The organism is Aeromonas sp. 25-AL00135, from assembly GCF_054052385.1.
In genome coordinates this window covers 61,742-78,366 of record NZ_JBSTYQ010000019.1, presented here as the reverse complement: position 1 = coordinate 78,366, position 16,625 = coordinate 61,742, and the positions used below count along the sequence as shown (strand labels likewise).

Below are 16,625 nucleotides of genomic sequence, written 5' to 3'. Positions count from 1 at the left end.
TTACAGCTTGGCCGCAGCCTTGATCTTGCCGAACACGGCGGTGTTATCGAGTGAGCCATGGAAGCTGTCAGCCCCCTTGCCGATGGCGCCGAGGAAGACATCGGTGCCGCCGTGGGTCTCGTTGCCGATCTCGCCCACCTTGACCACCACTTCCTGGTGGTAGTCATTGGCGGAGACGGTGGCATCGTCGAGCGGGGCGACGCTGCTGCGCGGGCCATCCACCCGGTTGTAGCCGTTGCCAAAACCTATGATGGTGTAGGGCATGCCCTCGCTATCCTTGCTTGGCTCGCCAGTCTCGTAGTTCTTCACCAGCCCGAGTACGCCGGGGTTGTCGGCGGTGGTCTTGCCGGTGCGCTTGGCATAGCCGTTGAGCACGAGCGTGTGGTCGTGGTCGGCGGTGACCACGATCAGGGTGTTTTTCAGCTCGGGGTCGCTCTTTTTCACCTCGTCGATGGCGGCCTTGATGGCGTTGTCGAAGGCGATGGTGTCCTGCAGCGCCCGCTTGGCGTTGGTGTCGTGCAGGGCGTGGTCGATGCGACCCCCTTCCACCATCAGGAAGTAACCCTTCTCTTTGCCCTTGAGCTGCTTGATGGCGGCCAGGGTCATCTGGGCCAGTGACGGCTCGCTGGCGGGACGGTCCAGGTCATATTTCATGTGGCTGGAACCAAACAGACCCAGCAGCGGTTTGCCCGCATCGGCCTTGTTCAGCTCATCCAGATTGCTGGCAAACTGGTAGCCCTTGGCCTGCATTTCGCTGATGAGGTTGCGGCCATCCTCCCGCTTGCCCTTGTCGGCTTTGGGCAGGAAGAAACTGCTGCCGCCACCGAGCACCACATCCAGCCCCTCCTTGAGGGCGCTGTTGTAGCCTTTGCCGCCCGGTACCAGCTGGACGGCGATATCTGCCTCCAGATCCCGGTTGCAGATATGGGCATAGGTAGCCGCCGGGGTGGCGTGGGTTACCCGGGTGCTGGTTACCACACCGGTACCGCGGCCATCGGCTTTGGCCAGCTCCAGCAGGGTAGTCACCGGCTTGCCGGCGCTCTTGCTGCAGTCGCTCTCATAGGTGGCGTCGCCGTCCATGCTGATGACGCCGTTGTTGCTCTTGACCCCGGTCATGTAGGCCGCCATGGAGGGGGCCGAGTCAGTGACCTGGGCATCGTGGGAGAAGGTCTTGATAAAGGCCGTTTCTGGCAGGGTATCGATGGTGAGATCACCCTCTTCGCCAACACCGTAGATGCGGGCCGCCGTCAGGGTGTTGAGGCCCATGCCGTCACCGAGGAAGAAGATGACGTTGGTGGGTTGGGCTGCGGGCTTGGTCGCCACCGTGTCATTGTCTGATTTGCAGCCGGCAGCCAGGGCGGCGCCGATCATCACTGCAAGTCCTGCCATTTTTCTCATTGGGGTTCGCTCCTTGTAAAACCTGAGCGCAGCCTAGAGGGGGCAGATGACACTTTTACTGACTATCGGTGACGGTTGTGTGAAAAAGTGATGAAAATGTTACACTATATCAATGTGTTATCTATCAATTGAGCCAGTTGGTCCGGTCGCTTCCGGCAAGGTTGCTCCGCCTCGGCGGTTTGCTGATTTGATGAGGTGATGGTTAGAATGACCTGTCAAAAGAGGCCCGCAGCAGGTAAAATGCGCCCCCTTCGTTCGATGCCCGCGGCAGAGCGCCTGTTGTTGCATGCGCGCGCCCGCAGCCCCCACAGAGAGTAACGGATATGTCCATCAACTGGTTCCCCGGTCACATGCACAAGGCCCGCAAAGAGATTGCCGAGGTCATGCCCCAGGTCGATGTGATCATCGAGATGCTCGATGCCCGCATCCCCTTCTCCAGCGAAAACCCGCTGGTGCCCGAGCTGCGTGGTGATACCCCGGTGATCAAGGTGCTGAACAAGGCGGACCTGGCCGATCCGGCGATCACTGATCTGTGGGTGGCGCACATGGAAAAAGAGAAGGGGATCAAGGCGCTGCCGCTGACGCAACAAGAGCCGGAGAAGATCAAGCAACTGCTGACCCTCTGCCACGAAATGCTGCCGGAGCGCAATTTTGAGCTGCGCGGCGTGCGGGCGATGATCATGGGGATCCCCAACGTGGGCAAGTCCACTCTGATCAATACTCTGGCGGGGCGCATCATCGCCCGTACCGGCAACGAGGCGGGGGTGACCAAGTCCCAGCAGCGGATCAAGCTGGATAACAACGTCATCCTGACCGATACCCCGGGTTTTCTCTGGCCCAAACTTAACCCGCCCTCCTGTGGTTATCGTCTGGCCATCACAGCGGCTATTAAAGACACGGTGTTCGACTATGCCGATATCGCCATGTTCGCCGCCGATTACTTCATCAAGGCCTATCCGGAGCGGATCAAGGCGCGCTACCAAATTGACGAGCTGCCCGAGACCGAGATCGAGCTGCTGGAGATGATCGCCCGCCAGCGGGCCTTTATGCGCAAAGGGGGGCTGGCCGACCTGCACAAGGCGTCCGAGATCCTGATCAACGAGTTCCGCTCCGGCTTGCTTGGCCGCATCTCGCTGGAGACGCCGGAGATGGTGAGCGTCGAGATTGTCGAAGCCGCCGCAGAAGCCGAGCAAAAAGCCAAAGAGAAGGCCGAGCGGGAAGAGGAGCGTCAGGCCCGCGCCCGTCGCAAGTACGCCCGCAAGCGTCAGAAATAGTTATTCTCAGGTGTCCCGAGCTTGCCTGACAACGAGCGAGCTTGTGTGACCGAGATGACGAAACACGAAGAGGCGATCCTAAGGGTCGCCTCTTCTGTTTTATCTGGTGAAATGCCGCCCACTTCTTATGGCTTGTCCGCGCTATCAAGCCATGCCATCAGCCAAAACGTTGGCGCGCCGTTTCAAACAGCGACATATGAAGCGGGATCAGCTGTTGCCAGTCGCGGCGATAGCCGCCACCGGGCACCGCCGCGATGGGCAACCCATGCTTGATTGCACAGTCAAATACCATGGCATCGCGCAGACGAACCCCTTCATCGCTCAAGGAGAGATAACCAAGTTCGTCGGCATGATGCACATCGACGCCCGCCTGATAGAGGATGAAATCCGGCGAATAGAGGCGCAGTGCCAGTGAGAGTGCCTGTTGCAGTGTGGTGAGATAGGCATCGTCCGTCATGCCGCTTGGCAGCGGAAAGTCGAGGTGAGAGGTGGCTTTGTGATGGGGAAAGTTGTGCTCCCCATGAAGGGATAGGGTGATGATATCGCGCCGTTCGGCGCACAGGGCCGCACTGCCATCCCCCTGATGCACATCGAGATCGACGATCAGCACCTGTTCACAGTGCCCCTCGTCGAGGCAAGCCTGGGCGGCAATCACCAAATCGTTAAACAGACAAAAACCGCTGCCGTGATCCCGATGGGCGTGGTGGTAGCCACCGGAGATCTGCAAGCCGCATCCCTGCTCAAGAGCATGGCGGCTGGCGGCAACGGTGGCTCCCACCGAGCGCAAGGTGCGCTCTATCAGCATGGGTGACCAGGGAAAACCGATCTTGCGGATGGCGCGCTCTTCCAGCTGGCCGCTCAGGGCCGCCGCGACATAATCGGCATCGTGAATGCGACAGATTTGCTCACAGGTTGCGGCCGGTGCTTCGCCAAGGGGGTAACCCTGCACCTGCAGGCGTTCAAACAGCCCCTGATACTTGGCCAGCGGGAAGCGATGGCGCTCGGGTAGCGTCAGGGAGGAGTAGAGAGGGTGATAGAAAATGCGCAACGACATGGTGCCATTCTCCCTGGCAAGGCGGCGCTTTCTATATATGAAATCAGCAGATGAATCCATATATGTACTCCCTATATAAAGGGGAAGTGGCAGCGCATAAATCAAGACGCGTCGTGAGTAAGATCGCAAGATATGGAAAAGGGGAGCTTGGCTCCCCTTTCAGTCAATATCTCAGCTCGGTTTATTGCTGCTGGATAACCCAGATCTGGAAGGCTTTGCGGGTTTCCGCATCGGCCTTGTTGTACCAGTTTTGCAACTGGGTCAGCGCTTCCGGATTGCTTTGAGCCTTGCTGGGGGCAACCTGAACCGGTGCGCTGGCGGCAGCCATCACGGCAGCAGTAGAGACGGCAACGGTTTTGGGCTGGTTGAAGGCTTTGCCCATGTTGATCAGCTCTTGCTGATAGTCACGGGTCAGCTGGAAGCCTTCTACTTTCGGCATCACGAACTGTTCGCTGCTCACTTGCTGGCCTGTGACCTTGTCTTTCAGCGCTACTTTCTGCTCTTTGACAAACTGCTTGGCTTCGGCTTCGTTGCGGGGCTTTTTATAGTCCAGCACCAGCTGCTGATTGTCGGCGGCGGTGAAGTTCAGCACCAGCGGCTCGGCGGTGACCAGCTTGATATCGCTGCGGCTGGAGTAGTTGCCTTCAAAAGCGACGACCAACTGGTGTTTGCCGGCAGAGAGGGGGAAGATACTGGTTTTGTCGAGCAGCTTGGGGTTGATGGATTGACCATCGATCAGCTGGACGACATAGGGGTTGGTCACTTCCAGTTGAGCATCAGCAAGGGCGCTACCGGCCCACAACAGACCAGCCAGTGCCGGTACCAGAACAGTCAGTTTCATTTCATCTCCTTGAACAGTCAGGCGATTGCCCACTGAAAACAGGGGCTTATTTTTACAGGTTTAGCCTACTGCGGCAATGGCTCTTTCTGGTGCTCAACGTTCGCTCCGCTGTCAGTTTTTCTATCAATAATAACCGGCTTATTTATTCGATCCGCCGTGTAAACGGGGGGAGGGCATCAAGCAACCCCTTGCCATAACGCTTGGTCAGCAGACGCCGGTCCAGAATGGTGACCCGCCCCCGATCGGCCTCTTTGCGAATGAGGCGACCACAGGCCTGGATCAGTTTGCGCGATGCCTCCGGCACCGTCAGTTGCAGGAAGGGATTGCCGCCTCGCTGCTCCACCCATTCGGCGGTGGCCTCCTCGACTGGCGAGTTGGGCACCGCAAAGGGGAGCTTGGTGATCACCAGATTGGTGAGGTAGTGACCCGGCAGATCCAGCCCCTCCGAGAAGCTGCCGGTACCAAACAGGATGCTGGCCTGACCGCCATCGCATTTTTGCTTGTGCAGGGTGAGCAGGGCATTGCGGGAGGCTTCCCCCTGCACCAGCAGTGACAGCCCCTTTGCTCGCAAGCCAATGGCCACCTCATTCATCTGGCGGTAGGAGGAGAAGAGCACCAGACTCGCCTCCTTGTCCGCCAGAATTCGTGGCAGTACGCTGATGAGTTCGTTGGTAAAGGCTGGCGAGTTGGGTTCGTGCTCCATCTTGGGCAGATAGAGCTCGGCTTTCTGATAATCAAAGGGGGAGCGCAGGCGCAGATAGCGGGTACCGTCGTGCTCCTTGAGCCCCACCTGATGGCGAAAATAACTAAAGGAAGAGAGGGCGGTGAGGGTCGCGGAGACCAGTACGGCTCCCAGACATTTCGACCAGAGCCACTCCTCCAGCAAATAGCCTACCTCAATCGGTGAGGCGTGCAGCCAGATATCGCCGTCATCGCTCTTGGCCATCCAGCGGGCGAGCGGGGTTTTGCCGGTCGGAACATGGCGCCCCAGCATCTCCCAGAGGGCGCAGAAACTCTCCAGCCGCTGCAGATGAAAACCGCTCTCGGCCAGCAGGTGCTCGGCCTCCTTGCGGCGGATCTCGCCATCTTTCAGCGCTTCACCTATGGCCCCTTGCATCCGATCCAGCGCTCGCAGCGCCTTCTTGCTCGACTCCTTGAGATTCTCCGCCAGCATGGGCAGGGGATCCGGCAATACCCCTTCGGCGAAGCGGTAGTGGGGTTCCGTGCCAAACAGCCGATCGTTGGCGCTGAGCCACTGCTCGACCGCCTTCAGATCGGGCTGGATGGAGGCCAGCGCATCCTGCAGTTTGAGTTGGGGGTCGAGCAGGCTCTCCTTATTAAGAGTCCGCGCCAGCTTGCCTGCACTTTGTACCAGCTTCTCCAGCCAGCGACGTGAGCCTTTGACGCTGGCCGACGCCGCGCCGTGATCCCGGGCGATGGTGGGCAGGTGATGGGCCTCATCCAGCACATAGATGCACTCATCAGGGGGAGGCAGAATGATGCCGCCGCCCATGGTGAGATCGGAGAGCAGTAGCGCATGGTTCACCACCAGCACATCGGCGCTCTCCATGTCGTTGCGGGCACGATGAAAGGGGCAGTGCTGGTGATGGCTCAGCGCCTTGTTGCAGGTGTGGCGGTCGGCGGCGATGCGATCCCAGCAAGTGTCGTGAATGGGCTCTGGCCAGTTGTCCCGATCCCCGTCCCATTTGCCATTGGTGTAGGCCTGCCACAGGGCCTGGTAGCGTTCTTTGTCGCTGTCAGATGGTTTGGTTTTGCTCAGACTGCCAAAGTCGAGCTCGAAGTTGGCCATCTCGGCGCCACTGGCTGCCTGTTCCAGCAGATGTTCGCAGCAGTAACGCTGACGCCCCTTGACCAGCATAAAACGAAACGGCAGCTCGCTGTGGCGGTGGTAAAAAGGGAGGTCTTTGTGGATCAGCTGCTCTTGCAGGGCCACTGTGGCAGTGGAGATCACCAGCTTTTTCTGGGTGAGCCGCGCCACCGGGATGGCACCCTGCGCATAAGAGAGAGATTTGCCGATACCGGTTCCTGCTTCGGCAACCAGAATACGGCGCTGTTTGTCGTACTCGCCGGTCAGGGTTTTGGCTATCTCTGCCACCAGAAAGTTCTGCTCTTTGCGCGGCACAAAACCGGGTAATCCATCCGAAATCTGGCGATAGGTTTGACGAATGGTGGCTTTGAGGCGACTAGAGAGCATGAAGAGAAGGCCAGTTAGGTGTTAATCGAAGGACAAGGATACCCGCAACCCCTTGGTGAGGTCGAGGCAACTGCCATTATCACGGCTGTTTTACGCTGATCAGACCACTTTGGTTGTTTATCAGGTAGTTAGCGTTATTTGCATGCAAAATAGACTACTTGAGTCCAAATAATCAGCAGGATTCATTGTAAACGTTTTCCTTTTGCCTTGCCGCTAGGTGAGACTTGGCTCACATTTTTGCCTCCATGACTATGGTTTGCGTAAAAAGTTCCAAGTTTTTTCATTGCGGTTCAAAAAATCCGGTGCTAGTCTCGGCGGCATAGTGATGCAAAGAACATCGCTAACACAGGGAATAACAACAACTTAGTGTTTAATTACAGTAGGCATTGGAAACTATGAAAAAGACAATTCTGGCTATTGCTATTCCGGCTCTGTTTGCATCCGCCGCTAACGCCGCAGTGATCTATGACAAAGACGGTACCACTTTCGACGTATACGGCCGTGTACAGGCTAACTACTACGGTGAGCACGATGATACCGATGGCGAGCTGATTGGCTCTTCCCGTCTGGGCTGGTCCGGTAAAGTTGCTCTGAACAACACCTGGTCCGGTATCGCCAAGACCGAGTGGCAAGTTGCTGCTGAAAACTCTGACAATAAGGACGGCGGCAAGTTTAAAGCTCGTCATATTTATGCAGGTTTTGATGGCACCCAATATGGTCAGGTTATCTTTGGTCAAACTGACACTGCCTTCTATGATGCCATCGCTGCAACCGATATCTTCAACGAATGGGGTAGCCGCGGTAACTTTTACGACGGCCGTCAAGAAGGTCAGGTCATTTACTCCAATAAATTTGGTGGTTTGACCGGTAAGCTTTCTTATCAGACCCATGATGACAAATTTGAAGTTTCCAGCGATGCCGGTGGTGATATCAAAACTGTTGTAATTGGTGATGTTGCTCGTGATTCTGCCTATGCTGCAAATCTTGGCTACGCTTTTGATTTCGGTTTGGGCTTGAATGCTGGTTATGCTTACTCTGATCTGGAAGGTCAAAAGACTCATGCTGGTCAAAAAGGCGAGAAGTCTGAGTGGGCTGTTAGTGCCAACTATGGCATCGCCGGTTTCTACTTCGCAGGTATGTATACCGATGGCGAAATCAAGAACAAAACTACTGGTAACAAGGTTGAAGGCAAAGGCTATGAGCTTGCCGCCTCTTACAACGTAGATGCTTGGACTTTCCTGGCTGGTTATAACTTCGCAGAATCTAAACATTCTGGCGTAGACAAAGATCTCGTAAAAGATACCCTGCTGGGCGTTCAATATGCTTTCACTTCCAAGCTGAAAGCTTACACCGAGTACAAAATCGAAGGTCTGGATAACAAAGATGACCAGTGGACTGTTGCTCTGCAGTACAACTTCTAATAAGTTGCACATGAGTAATATCCTGGCTTGAGTCTTTGACCAAGCTACGAATGGCCGAGATGATATCTCGGCCATTTTCTTTTTGGCGACAGCGTATTGGCGCCATGATGAATCGCCGGATTGCTGTGTTAAGTGATGTTTGGCAAACCATCTGTCTCGGTTAATCTCTCCTGCTTCCTGCTTCCTGCTTCCTGCTTCCTGCTTCCTGCTTCCTGCTTCCTGCTTCCTGCTTATCATCTTTGATGAGGAAGGCACTGCTCTCCTTTACGCCATACAGTCATTGCTCGCAGCAGCTGTGTTTGACCGTGAGTATCTGGCAGCCCTTGCAAGGGGCGGTGCTATTTGCGCGGATTGCGTGGATATTGAGGAGGCATACTTGCTGGATGTGAGGCAGCGCCAGAGGAGGGCATTGAGGCCTGTCAGCGGTAGGGCTCGACGTAGGGCCGAGCGTGACTGACGTCAGTGTTTAAATCGGTAACAAATAAAATGGGAAGATGCCCAGGCATCTTCCCTTTCTGGTGATTTGAGGTTGCGGCTTTTGCAGGATCAGCCGTGTTGGCGGCGGTCGTTAGCCTGGGCCAGTAGCATACGGCTTTCACGCAGGAACTGGTCGGCATGCTCGCCGAAGAAACCGGAGACTTGCGAGAAGGCGTCGATAAATCCGGCTCTGTCCCCCCGCTCCAGCAGCCCCAGCGCGTCGCCGAAGTTTTGGTAGTAGCGGCGGATCATCGCCAGATTCTGCGGTGACGACAAAATGATGTCGGCATAGAGGTGGGGATCCTGAGCAAACAGCCGCCCGACCATGGCCAGCTCCAGCCGGTAGATGGGGGAGCTCAAACTCAGCAGGCGATCCAGATTGGCCTGCTCCCGGGAGAGGTGCCAGCCATAGGCAAAGGTGGCGAAGTGACGCAGTGCCTGAATGAGGGTCATCGCCTCATCGTGGGCCTTGGCTTCCACCTGCTGCAAGCGGGCGCCCCAGATGGTCATCTGATCCAGCAGCCATTTGCTGGCTGCGGGGTCACGACCCTGACAGCAGACGATCACCTGCTTGGCGAGGCTTGCCACATCCGGCCCGAACATGGGGTGCAGTCCCAGTACCGGCCCTTGGTGCACCGTCAGCATATGTTCGAGCGGCGCCGCTTTCACGCTGGTGACATCGACCAGCAGGCAGTGGGCGGGCAGGTTGCCGAGGCGGTCGATGATCTGGCAGGTGATATCGATGGGCACCGCCACCATCACCAGACCGGCTCCGGCGAGGATCTCGTCAGCGCACGGCCAGTCGGCTTGTTCCAGCGTCTCGACCCGGTAGCCTGAGAGGCTGAACATATGACCGAATAGCCGACCAAGCTGGCCCTGACCGCCGATGATGACCACCTTGCCAAGATCCGGCTTTATGCATTTGAAGCCGGTATCTTTCTCGCTGGCATAAGATTCACGCATCACCCGGCGCAGCACGTCTTCGATGAGATCGCCGGGCACCCCCAACTGCTCAGCCTCGGCACGGCGGCGGGCCAGCATGCTCGCTTCCCGATCTGGTGCATAGATGGGCAGGCCGTGGCGGCTCTTTACCTCACCCACTTCTCCCACCAGGGCCAGACGGGCGGCCAGCAGATCGATCAGCTGCTTGTCCACCGCATCTATCTTGTCCCTGAGTACATTCAACTCTTCAGCCATATCCAGTCCCTGCTGGCGCCGCAGCGGCGGCGCCCTGAAAATCAAGATGCAACAAGGTATCACGGCATGAGCGGTTTGATGCCACCACTAGTGATACCTCGATTGTTCAATAGGTTACGACAAGATACCACGGCTTACCGTGCAGTTCTGCCCTTGAGGGGGTCAGCCAGCTGGTTGTGGCAGCGGGCCAGCAGGGTGGCGGTGGTGTCCCAGTCGATGCAGGCATCTGTGATGGATACCCCGTAGCGCATCTGCTCCTTGGGCTGCTCGCTGGACTGGTTTCCCTCGAACAGGTTGGATTCGAGCATCACCCCGATGATGGAGCGGTTGCCCTCCTGGATCTGGTGGATGACGTTGTCGGCCACCTTGGGCTGCAAACGGTGATCCTTGCTGGAGTTGCCGTGGCTGCAATCCACCACAAGGCTCGGCAGCAGGCCCGCTTTCTCCAGCGCCTCTTCCGCCAGTGACACGTTGACCGAGTCGTAGTTGGGATGTTTGCCGCCGCGCAGGATCACGTGGCCATCCGGGTTGCCCTGGGTCTGCAGCAGCGCAACCTGGCCCTGCTGGTTGATCCCCATAAAGGCGTGAGGGGAGGAGGCCGCTTGCAACGCATTGATGGCAGTCCCCAGGTTGCCGTCGGTGCCGTTCTTGAAGCCGACCGGCATGGAGAGGCCGGAGGCCATCTCCCTGTGGGTCTGGGATTCGGTGGTGCGGGCGCCGATGGCTGACCAGGAGAAGAGCTCGGCCAGGTATTGCGGGCTGATGGGGTCGAGCGCTTCGGTGGCCAGCGGCAACTCCAGCTCCGCCAGCCAGCAGAGCAGCTCGCGGGCACGATGAAGCCCCAGCTCCACATCGAAGGTGCCATCCAGATTGGGGTCGTTGATAAAGCCTTTCCAGCCGACCGTGGTGCGCGGCTTCTCAAAGTAGACCCGCATGACAATGTAGAGAGAGTCCTGATAGGCATCATGCAGCGCTTTGAGTCTGGTTGCGTACTCTTTGGCGGCGTCCATGTCGTGGATGGAGCAGGGACCACAGATCACCAGCAGCCGGTGATCGCGGCGGTGAATGATATCGGCGATGGTATTACGGGCCCCTTGCACGAATGCCAGCGCCTTGTCGGAGATGGGTAACTTCTCCTTGAGCTGGGCAGGCGTGATCATCACTTGTTCGGACTGGATATGGATGTTGTTCAGGGGGTCTCTTTGCATGATTTCATTCTCTCTACTGTATTAAGCCAAAAGCGATTGTACCGATATGTTTACGTTGGTACCTGCTTTGTTACGCAACCGCCCTCACCTTACCAAGGAAAAACAAACAATCAAGTGAAACTAGCGGATTTACCGCTAAAAAGTCAGATAAAGGAGCTGCTATATAGCGCGAACAGGAATAATACAGAGGGTTTTTCGGAGGGTTAATGGTTTTTTGTGTAACTTAATGTTTACACCTTGAGAGGTGAAGGCTGCGTTGCCCAGCTGCTCACCCACAGTAAATGGTATCTCTGGGAGACTGCAACGCGATGGCAATGATGGTGTGGGGTGGCTTATCTGGTCAGCCATAGAAAGAGGGAGCCATAATGGCTCCCTTTGCGGTAGGAAGGGGGATCCCGTCTGGCTGCGGATCAGCGCTTCTGTTTTCCCTGCAGCTCTTTGTTCAGGCGAGTGAGCATCCCTTGGGTGACCAGCACTATGCCCTGCTCGGAGCGGTGGAAGCGACGTGCATCTTCATCGGCGTTTTCACCGATCACCGTGCCTTCCGGCAGTTTGCACCCCTTGTCGATCACCACCCGGCGCAGTCGGCAACCGGCACCAATCTCCACACCCGGGAAGATAACGGCCTGATCCAGAGTGCAGAAGGAGTCGACCCGCACATTGGTAAAGAGCACCGAACTCAGGATGAAAGAGCCACTGACGATGGTGCCCCCGGCAAACATGGAGTTGATGGTCATGCCGTGCTGGCCGTTTCGGTCCTGCACGAACTTGGCGGGAGGGGTCATGTTCTGACTGGTCCAGATGGGCCAGTCCTGATCGTAGATATCCAGCTCAGGCGTGACGGAAGCGAGATCCATATTGGCCTCCCAGAAGGAGTCCACGGTGCCCACATCGCGCCAGTAGGGGCGGCGATCCGGACAGCAGCCGACACAGGACATGCCAAACGGGTGAGCGAATGCGGTGCCCTCTTTCACCACGCGGGGGATCACGTCCATGCCGAAATCGTGATGGGACTGCTCGTTGGCAATGTCCTCTTCCAGCAACTGATAGAGATACTCCGCATCGAAGATATAGACGCCCATGGAGGCCAGCGCGGTATCGGCCTTGCCCGGCATGGCGGGCGGGTTAGCAGGCTTTTCGACGAAGGCGTTGATCTTGCGATCATCATCCACCGCCATTACCCCGAAGGCGCTTGCTTCACTGCGTGGCACCTCGATGCAGGCAACGGTCACCTTGGCGCCCATATTGACGTGGTCGAGCAGCATGGCGGCGTAATCCATCTTGTAGATGTGATCGCCTGCCAGCACCACCACATATTTGGGGGCGTGATCGCGGATGATATCCAGATTCTGGTAGACAGCATCGGCGGTACCCCGATACCAGTTCACCTCATCCACCCGCTGCTGGGCAGGGAGCAGATCGATAAACTCGTTCATCTGGTAGCGCAGGAAAGACCAGCCCGATTGCAGATGGCGTAACAGACTGTGGGATTTGTACTGAGTCACGACACCGACCCGACGGATGCCGGAGTTGATGCAGTTGGAGAGCACGAAATCGATGATGCGGAATTTGCCGCCGAAATGAACGGCAGGTTTTGCACGGTTGTCGGTTAACTGTTTGAGGCGACTACCCCGCCCTCCTGCGAGTACCAAAGCCATGGTCTCGTTCAGCAACTGTCTGGATTTTGCTGTATTGGCAGGTTGTAACAACATCTCATATCCCTTTGTAGATAAATCACTACAATGTTGCCTCCTTTGAGCCCTCAAGAAAGTGCTTTCAGTCACATTTTATGGTTTCTGACGTAATAAAATGACCTTTTTGTTATTAAAAATGACGGGTTGATCCGTCATTGCTTTCAATATGGTCAGTTGTCAATTGAAGCGAGCCGAGCAACAAAAGGGGCGGCGAGAGACCGAGAGGAGGGATGAAAAAGCCCCTGCCAATGGCTGGCAGGGGCCCGGTTTGTTGAGACCCGGTAAGCCGGGCCTGGTTAACAAGGTTCAGGCTGCGTTGGCCAGTGGCTCCTCGCTCTTCTTCTGGTAGGCCTGCGGGGTGAGGCCCAGCAGCTCCTGCACGGTCGAGGCGACGGTGATGGAGGAGACGGTGCCCACCAGGATCCCGGCAAACAGGGTGAAGGAGAAGCCGTAGAGGGCGTCACCGCCAAACAGCAGCAGCGCACCCACTGTAAACAGGGTGGTGCCCGAGGTGATCATGGTGCGACTGAAGGTCGCCTTGATGGCTACATCGGAGCATTCGTGGATGCCCATCTGGGTACGCGAGCTCAGCAGATCCCGCAACCTGTCCGAGATGACGATGCTGTCGTTGAGGGAGTAGCCGATCACCGCCATCAAACCGGCGATGATGTTCAGGTCGAACTCGATCTGAAAGAGTGACAGCAGCCCCAGCGCCACGATGGCGTCATGGACCACCGAGAGCAGGATGCCGATGGCCTGACGCCACTCGAAGCGAAACGCCAGATAGGCCGACATCGCCAGCGAAGCGACCAGCACCGCCAGCATCCCCTGCTGGAACAGTTCGGCACCCACCTGAGGGCCGACGATGGTGGTGCGCAGCAACTCGACCGGCATCCCCAGCTGTTGGGTCAGCATGGTGGCGAGATCCGCCGCGGGCCAGGGCAGTTCGTGGGGGGGCAGCTTGATCAGCCACTCGCCGGGAATACCGGCCGAGCTCAGCTCAACGGCTCCCGCCAGCGGGGAGACCAGCATGGCATTGAGCTCATGGGCCTCTTTCAGGGTCTGGATATGAAACTCCAGCAGGATCCCGCCGGTAAAATCGAGCCCCAGTGTCAGGCCGTTCACCAGCAAGATGGCAACGCTGGCCACGGTCAGCAGGATGGAAGCCCACAGGCCAATATAACGCCAACGGGTCAGCCCCATGGCAACGATCATTCTCAACATAATTCTCTCCTTGGCCAGCCAGCATCTGGCTGTTGGCCCATCACGACGTGCCGTGACACGCCGGGAAATAGTGTTCTGCTTTGGCCGCTCCGGCCATATCCATGGCCGATGGCGCAGCCAAAGCCGCTCATCAGAAGGACTGCTGTCTCGTTACACCTTCAGCGTGCGCTCGCTGCTGCGTCCCCACAGGGGGTTGATGATGGCGCGCGTCCCCCAGATCCCGGTGATCATGCTGGAGAGCAGACCCAGAATGAGGGTGATGGAGAAGCCCTGCAGCGGCCCGGAGCCGATGGAGTAGAGCACCACAGCACAGATGAGCGTAGTGATGTTGGCATCGAAAATGGTGTGGAAGGCCGAGCGATAGCCAAAATCGATGGCGTTGGCCAGTGAACCTCCTTCTCGCAGACGGTCCCTGATCCGCTCGAAGATCAGCACATGGGTATCCACCGCCATGCCCACCGTCAGCACCAGACCGGCGATCCCCGGCAGGGTCAGCACGGCGCCCGGCAGCACCGCCAGCATGCCGACCTGCATCAACAGGTTGGCGACCAGCGCCGTGATGGCAACCCAGCCGAATTTGCGGTACCAGGCCATCATGAACAGCATCATGCCTGCCATGCCGAAGGCCAGCGCGGTGAAGCCCGCCTCGATATTCTGCATCCCCAGCGTCGGGCCAATACTGCGTTCTTCCAGGATCTTGAGAGGGGCGGTGAGGGCACCGGCGCGCAGCAGCATGGCCAGCTCTTGCGCCTCCGGCAGACTGCCAATGCCGGTGATGCGGAACTGGTTGCCAAGGGCGGTCTGGATGGTGGCGACGTTGATCACCTCGCTCTGGGCGCGCAGTTTGCCCTGAGCGTTGGTTTTGTACTCGGTGAAGACGGTCGCCATCGGCTTGCCCACATGCTGGCGGCTGAACTGGTTCATCTTGCTGCCACCCAGGGTGTCGAGCACGATATTGACCTGGGGTTGACCCATTTCGCCCATGTTGGCGCGGGCATCGACGATGTGCTCGCCGGTCAGCACCGGCTTGCGTGCCATGCCGACGGCCTGACCGTTGCGATCGGCGATATAGAAGTGGCTGTCGGCCTTGGCCTCGTAGAAGGCCAGCGAGGCGGTGGCCCCGATCACCTCTTTCGCCTGCTTGGGGTTGTGTACCCCGGGCAGTTCGATACGGATGCCATCCTGCCCCTGACGCACCACCGAGGCCTCGACGATGCCGAGCTCGTTGATCCGTTTTTTCAGGATCGACAGGTTCTGGGTCACGGCGTTGTTGACCAGCAGGGTACGCTCCGCCTCGCTCAGCACCAGTTTCAGATCATTGCCGGAGCGGGTCAGCTTCCACTGATCCTGACGGGTACCGGCACTCTCCTTGATGATGGCGAGCCAGCTCTCCTGTTCGGCCACCTCCGGCAGGGTGACGGCTACGGCGCCCTGTGCGCTGCGCGTGACGCTGGCGCCGCGCAGGTTGGCTTCACGGAAACGGGTGCGCAGGGTATCCACCAGATTCTTGGTCTGATTGTCGATGACAAAGTCCACGTCCACCCCGATAAGAAGCTGGGAGCCGCCACGCAGATCGAGCCCCAGCTTGATGGGGTCGGCGCCAAGGCGGGTGATCCAGGCCGGTGCGTTGGAGTGAAACTCCAGGGTCAGGGCGGCACTGTCGACCCCTTGCTGCTCCAGCAACTGCTTGGCGCGCTGCTGTTCACCCTGGCTGGCAAAGACCAGCTCGACTCGCTCAGGTTGCTCAATGACCTTGAGCGGGGTCAGGTGTTTGTCGCTCAGCAGCATCTGTTGCTGGGTGGTCAGGCGCTGCTGTCCGTGCAGGCCGAGGGAGGGCTGCTCACCAAAAAAGGTGGGCAGGGAGTAAAAGGTAAAGGTCAACAGCATCAACAGCAGCAGTGCGTACTGCCACTTGCTCATGCGGTTGAGAACGGTGCGATTGCTCTTTCTCATGGCAAACAAGCCTCTGTCAGGAGAATGGTGCCCGGGCCGATAGCAACAAGGCTCGGCAAGGCGCAAAAAATGAGATGCATCAGATGCGGATCAGGCAGTTGCCGGATCCGTCAGGAAGAGGAGATGAGCAAACAGTGGATGTGCCAGCCCCTCCGGGGTCAGGCGCTCAGATAGCTCTGGGTGAAGCGGTATTGCAGATGTTGGCGCTGTAGATGGCGCCGATGGATCGCACCGAAGCGATCGCGAAAACTCTGTTTGTGATAGAGCTCGGGGGCCAGCATCAGCCAGCCGAGCAGCAACAGCAGGATGGCCTGGGCCGACCAGCTCTGGATCAGCTCGTAGACCACACTCTTGGGCTGGTTGTCACTGCGCAGGGATTGTTCGAGACGCAGCAGGTGATTCTGATGGCTGCCGACAAACTTGATGATGCCATCATCGCTGTCGCTAAGCTGATTGAACACCTGAGTCTGCTGCTGTTCACTCTGGGGAGATGCGGGTAGCAGCGGGCCTTCCATTCGGGCGATGGAACAAAGCAGGGTGAGGGCGATAACCAGAGTTACCAGCACCAGTTTTACTTTGTCGATAAGGCGCAAAAAGTTAATTCCCGATAAATAGAAAGGGCAAACTACCACATGCGCCCGGTTTGAACAAGGTTGCCCCGGGCGCATG

General features: G+C 57.8%; 12 protein-coding genes. 2 read left to right on the top strand and 10 right to left on the bottom strand.

Annotated elements, in window-relative coordinates:
• On the bottom strand, window positions 1-1,398 hold the full coding sequence (locus ACW5XC_RS17030) for an alkaline phosphatase (protein WP_005334065.1): 1,398 nt from the start codon (window positions 1,396-1,398) through the stop codon (window positions 1-3).
• A 323-nt stretch (window positions 1,399-1,721) separates the two neighbouring features.
• Between ACW5XC_RS17030 and ylqF the strand changes: the two genes are divergently transcribed.
• Complete coding sequence (gene ylqF / locus ACW5XC_RS17025) at window positions 1,722-2,672, top strand: ribosome biogenesis GTPase YlqF (protein ID WP_005334061.1); 951 nt, start codon at window positions 1,722-1,724, stop codon at window positions 2,670-2,672.
• A 157-nt stretch (window positions 2,673-2,829) separates the two neighbouring features.
• Here the strand turns inward: ylqF and ACW5XC_RS17020 are convergent, their stop codons facing one another.
• From ACW5XC_RS17020 to dinG, 3 genes are all read right to left on the bottom strand, one after another.
• A complete protein-coding gene (locus tag ACW5XC_RS17020) occupies window positions 2,830-3,726 on the bottom strand; it encodes a histone deacetylase family protein (RefSeq protein ID WP_042053214.1) in 897 nt (298 codons plus the stop codon).
• Between the two features lie 181 nt (window positions 3,727-3,907).
• Window positions 3,908-4,567, bottom strand: a complete 660-nt coding sequence (locus ACW5XC_RS17015) for a YccT family protein (protein WP_042053213.1) — start codon at window positions 4,565-4,567, stop codon at window positions 3,908-3,910.
• Window positions 4,568-4,709: 142 nt separating this feature from the next.
• Complete coding sequence (gene dinG, locus ACW5XC_RS17010; protein ID WP_042053212.1) at window positions 4,710-6,782, bottom strand: ATP-dependent DNA helicase DinG; 2,073 nt, start codon at window positions 6,780-6,782, stop codon at window positions 4,710-4,712.
• A gap of 395 nt (window positions 6,783-7,177) precedes the next feature.
• Between dinG and ACW5XC_RS17005 the strand changes: the two genes are divergently transcribed.
• Window positions 7,178-8,203: a porin gene (locus ACW5XC_RS17005; RefSeq protein WP_042053211.1), complete on the top strand. Its 1,026-nt coding sequence runs from the start codon at window positions 7,178-7,180 to the stop codon at window positions 8,201-8,203.
• A gap of 546 nt (window positions 8,204-8,749) precedes the next feature.
• On the opposite strand, the gene tyrA is transcribed toward ACW5XC_RS17005, so the two are convergent.
• From tyrA to ACW5XC_RS16975, 6 genes are all read right to left on the bottom strand, one after another.
• A complete protein-coding gene (gene tyrA / locus ACW5XC_RS17000) occupies window positions 8,750-9,877 on the bottom strand; it encodes a bifunctional chorismate mutase/prephenate dehydrogenase (protein WP_042053210.1) in 1,128 nt (375 codons plus the stop codon).
• 134 nt (window positions 9,878-10,011) lie between these two features.
• Window positions 10,012-11,085 carry a 3-deoxy-7-phosphoheptulonate synthase gene (locus ACW5XC_RS16995; protein WP_021231016.1) on the bottom strand — a complete coding sequence of 358 codons (1,074 nt, stop codon included), beginning with the start codon at window positions 11,083-11,085 and terminating at the stop codon, window positions 10,012-10,014.
• A 410-nt stretch (window positions 11,086-11,495) separates the two neighbouring features.
• Window positions 11,496-12,797 carry a glucose-1-phosphate adenylyltransferase gene (gene glgC / locus ACW5XC_RS16990; protein WP_005334047.1) on the bottom strand — a complete coding sequence of 434 codons (1,302 nt, stop codon included), beginning with the start codon at window positions 12,795-12,797 and terminating at the stop codon, window positions 11,496-11,498.
• Between the two features lie 288 nt (window positions 12,798-13,085).
• Window positions 13,086-14,003, bottom strand: a complete 918-nt coding sequence (gene secF, locus ACW5XC_RS16985) for a protein translocase subunit SecF (protein WP_005334046.1) — start codon at window positions 14,001-14,003, stop codon at window positions 13,086-13,088.
• Between the two features lie 150 nt (window positions 14,004-14,153).
• Window positions 14,154-15,956 carry a protein translocase subunit SecD gene (gene secD / locus ACW5XC_RS16980; protein WP_019445282.1) on the bottom strand — a complete coding sequence of 601 codons (1,803 nt, stop codon included), beginning with the start codon at window positions 15,954-15,956 and terminating at the stop codon, window positions 14,154-14,156.
• A gap of 158 nt (window positions 15,957-16,114) precedes the next feature.
• A complete protein-coding gene (locus ACW5XC_RS16975; RefSeq protein ID WP_005334044.1) occupies window positions 16,115-16,549 on the bottom strand; it encodes a hypothetical protein in 435 nt (144 codons plus the stop codon).
• Window positions 16,550-16,625 lie beyond the last annotated feature (76 nt).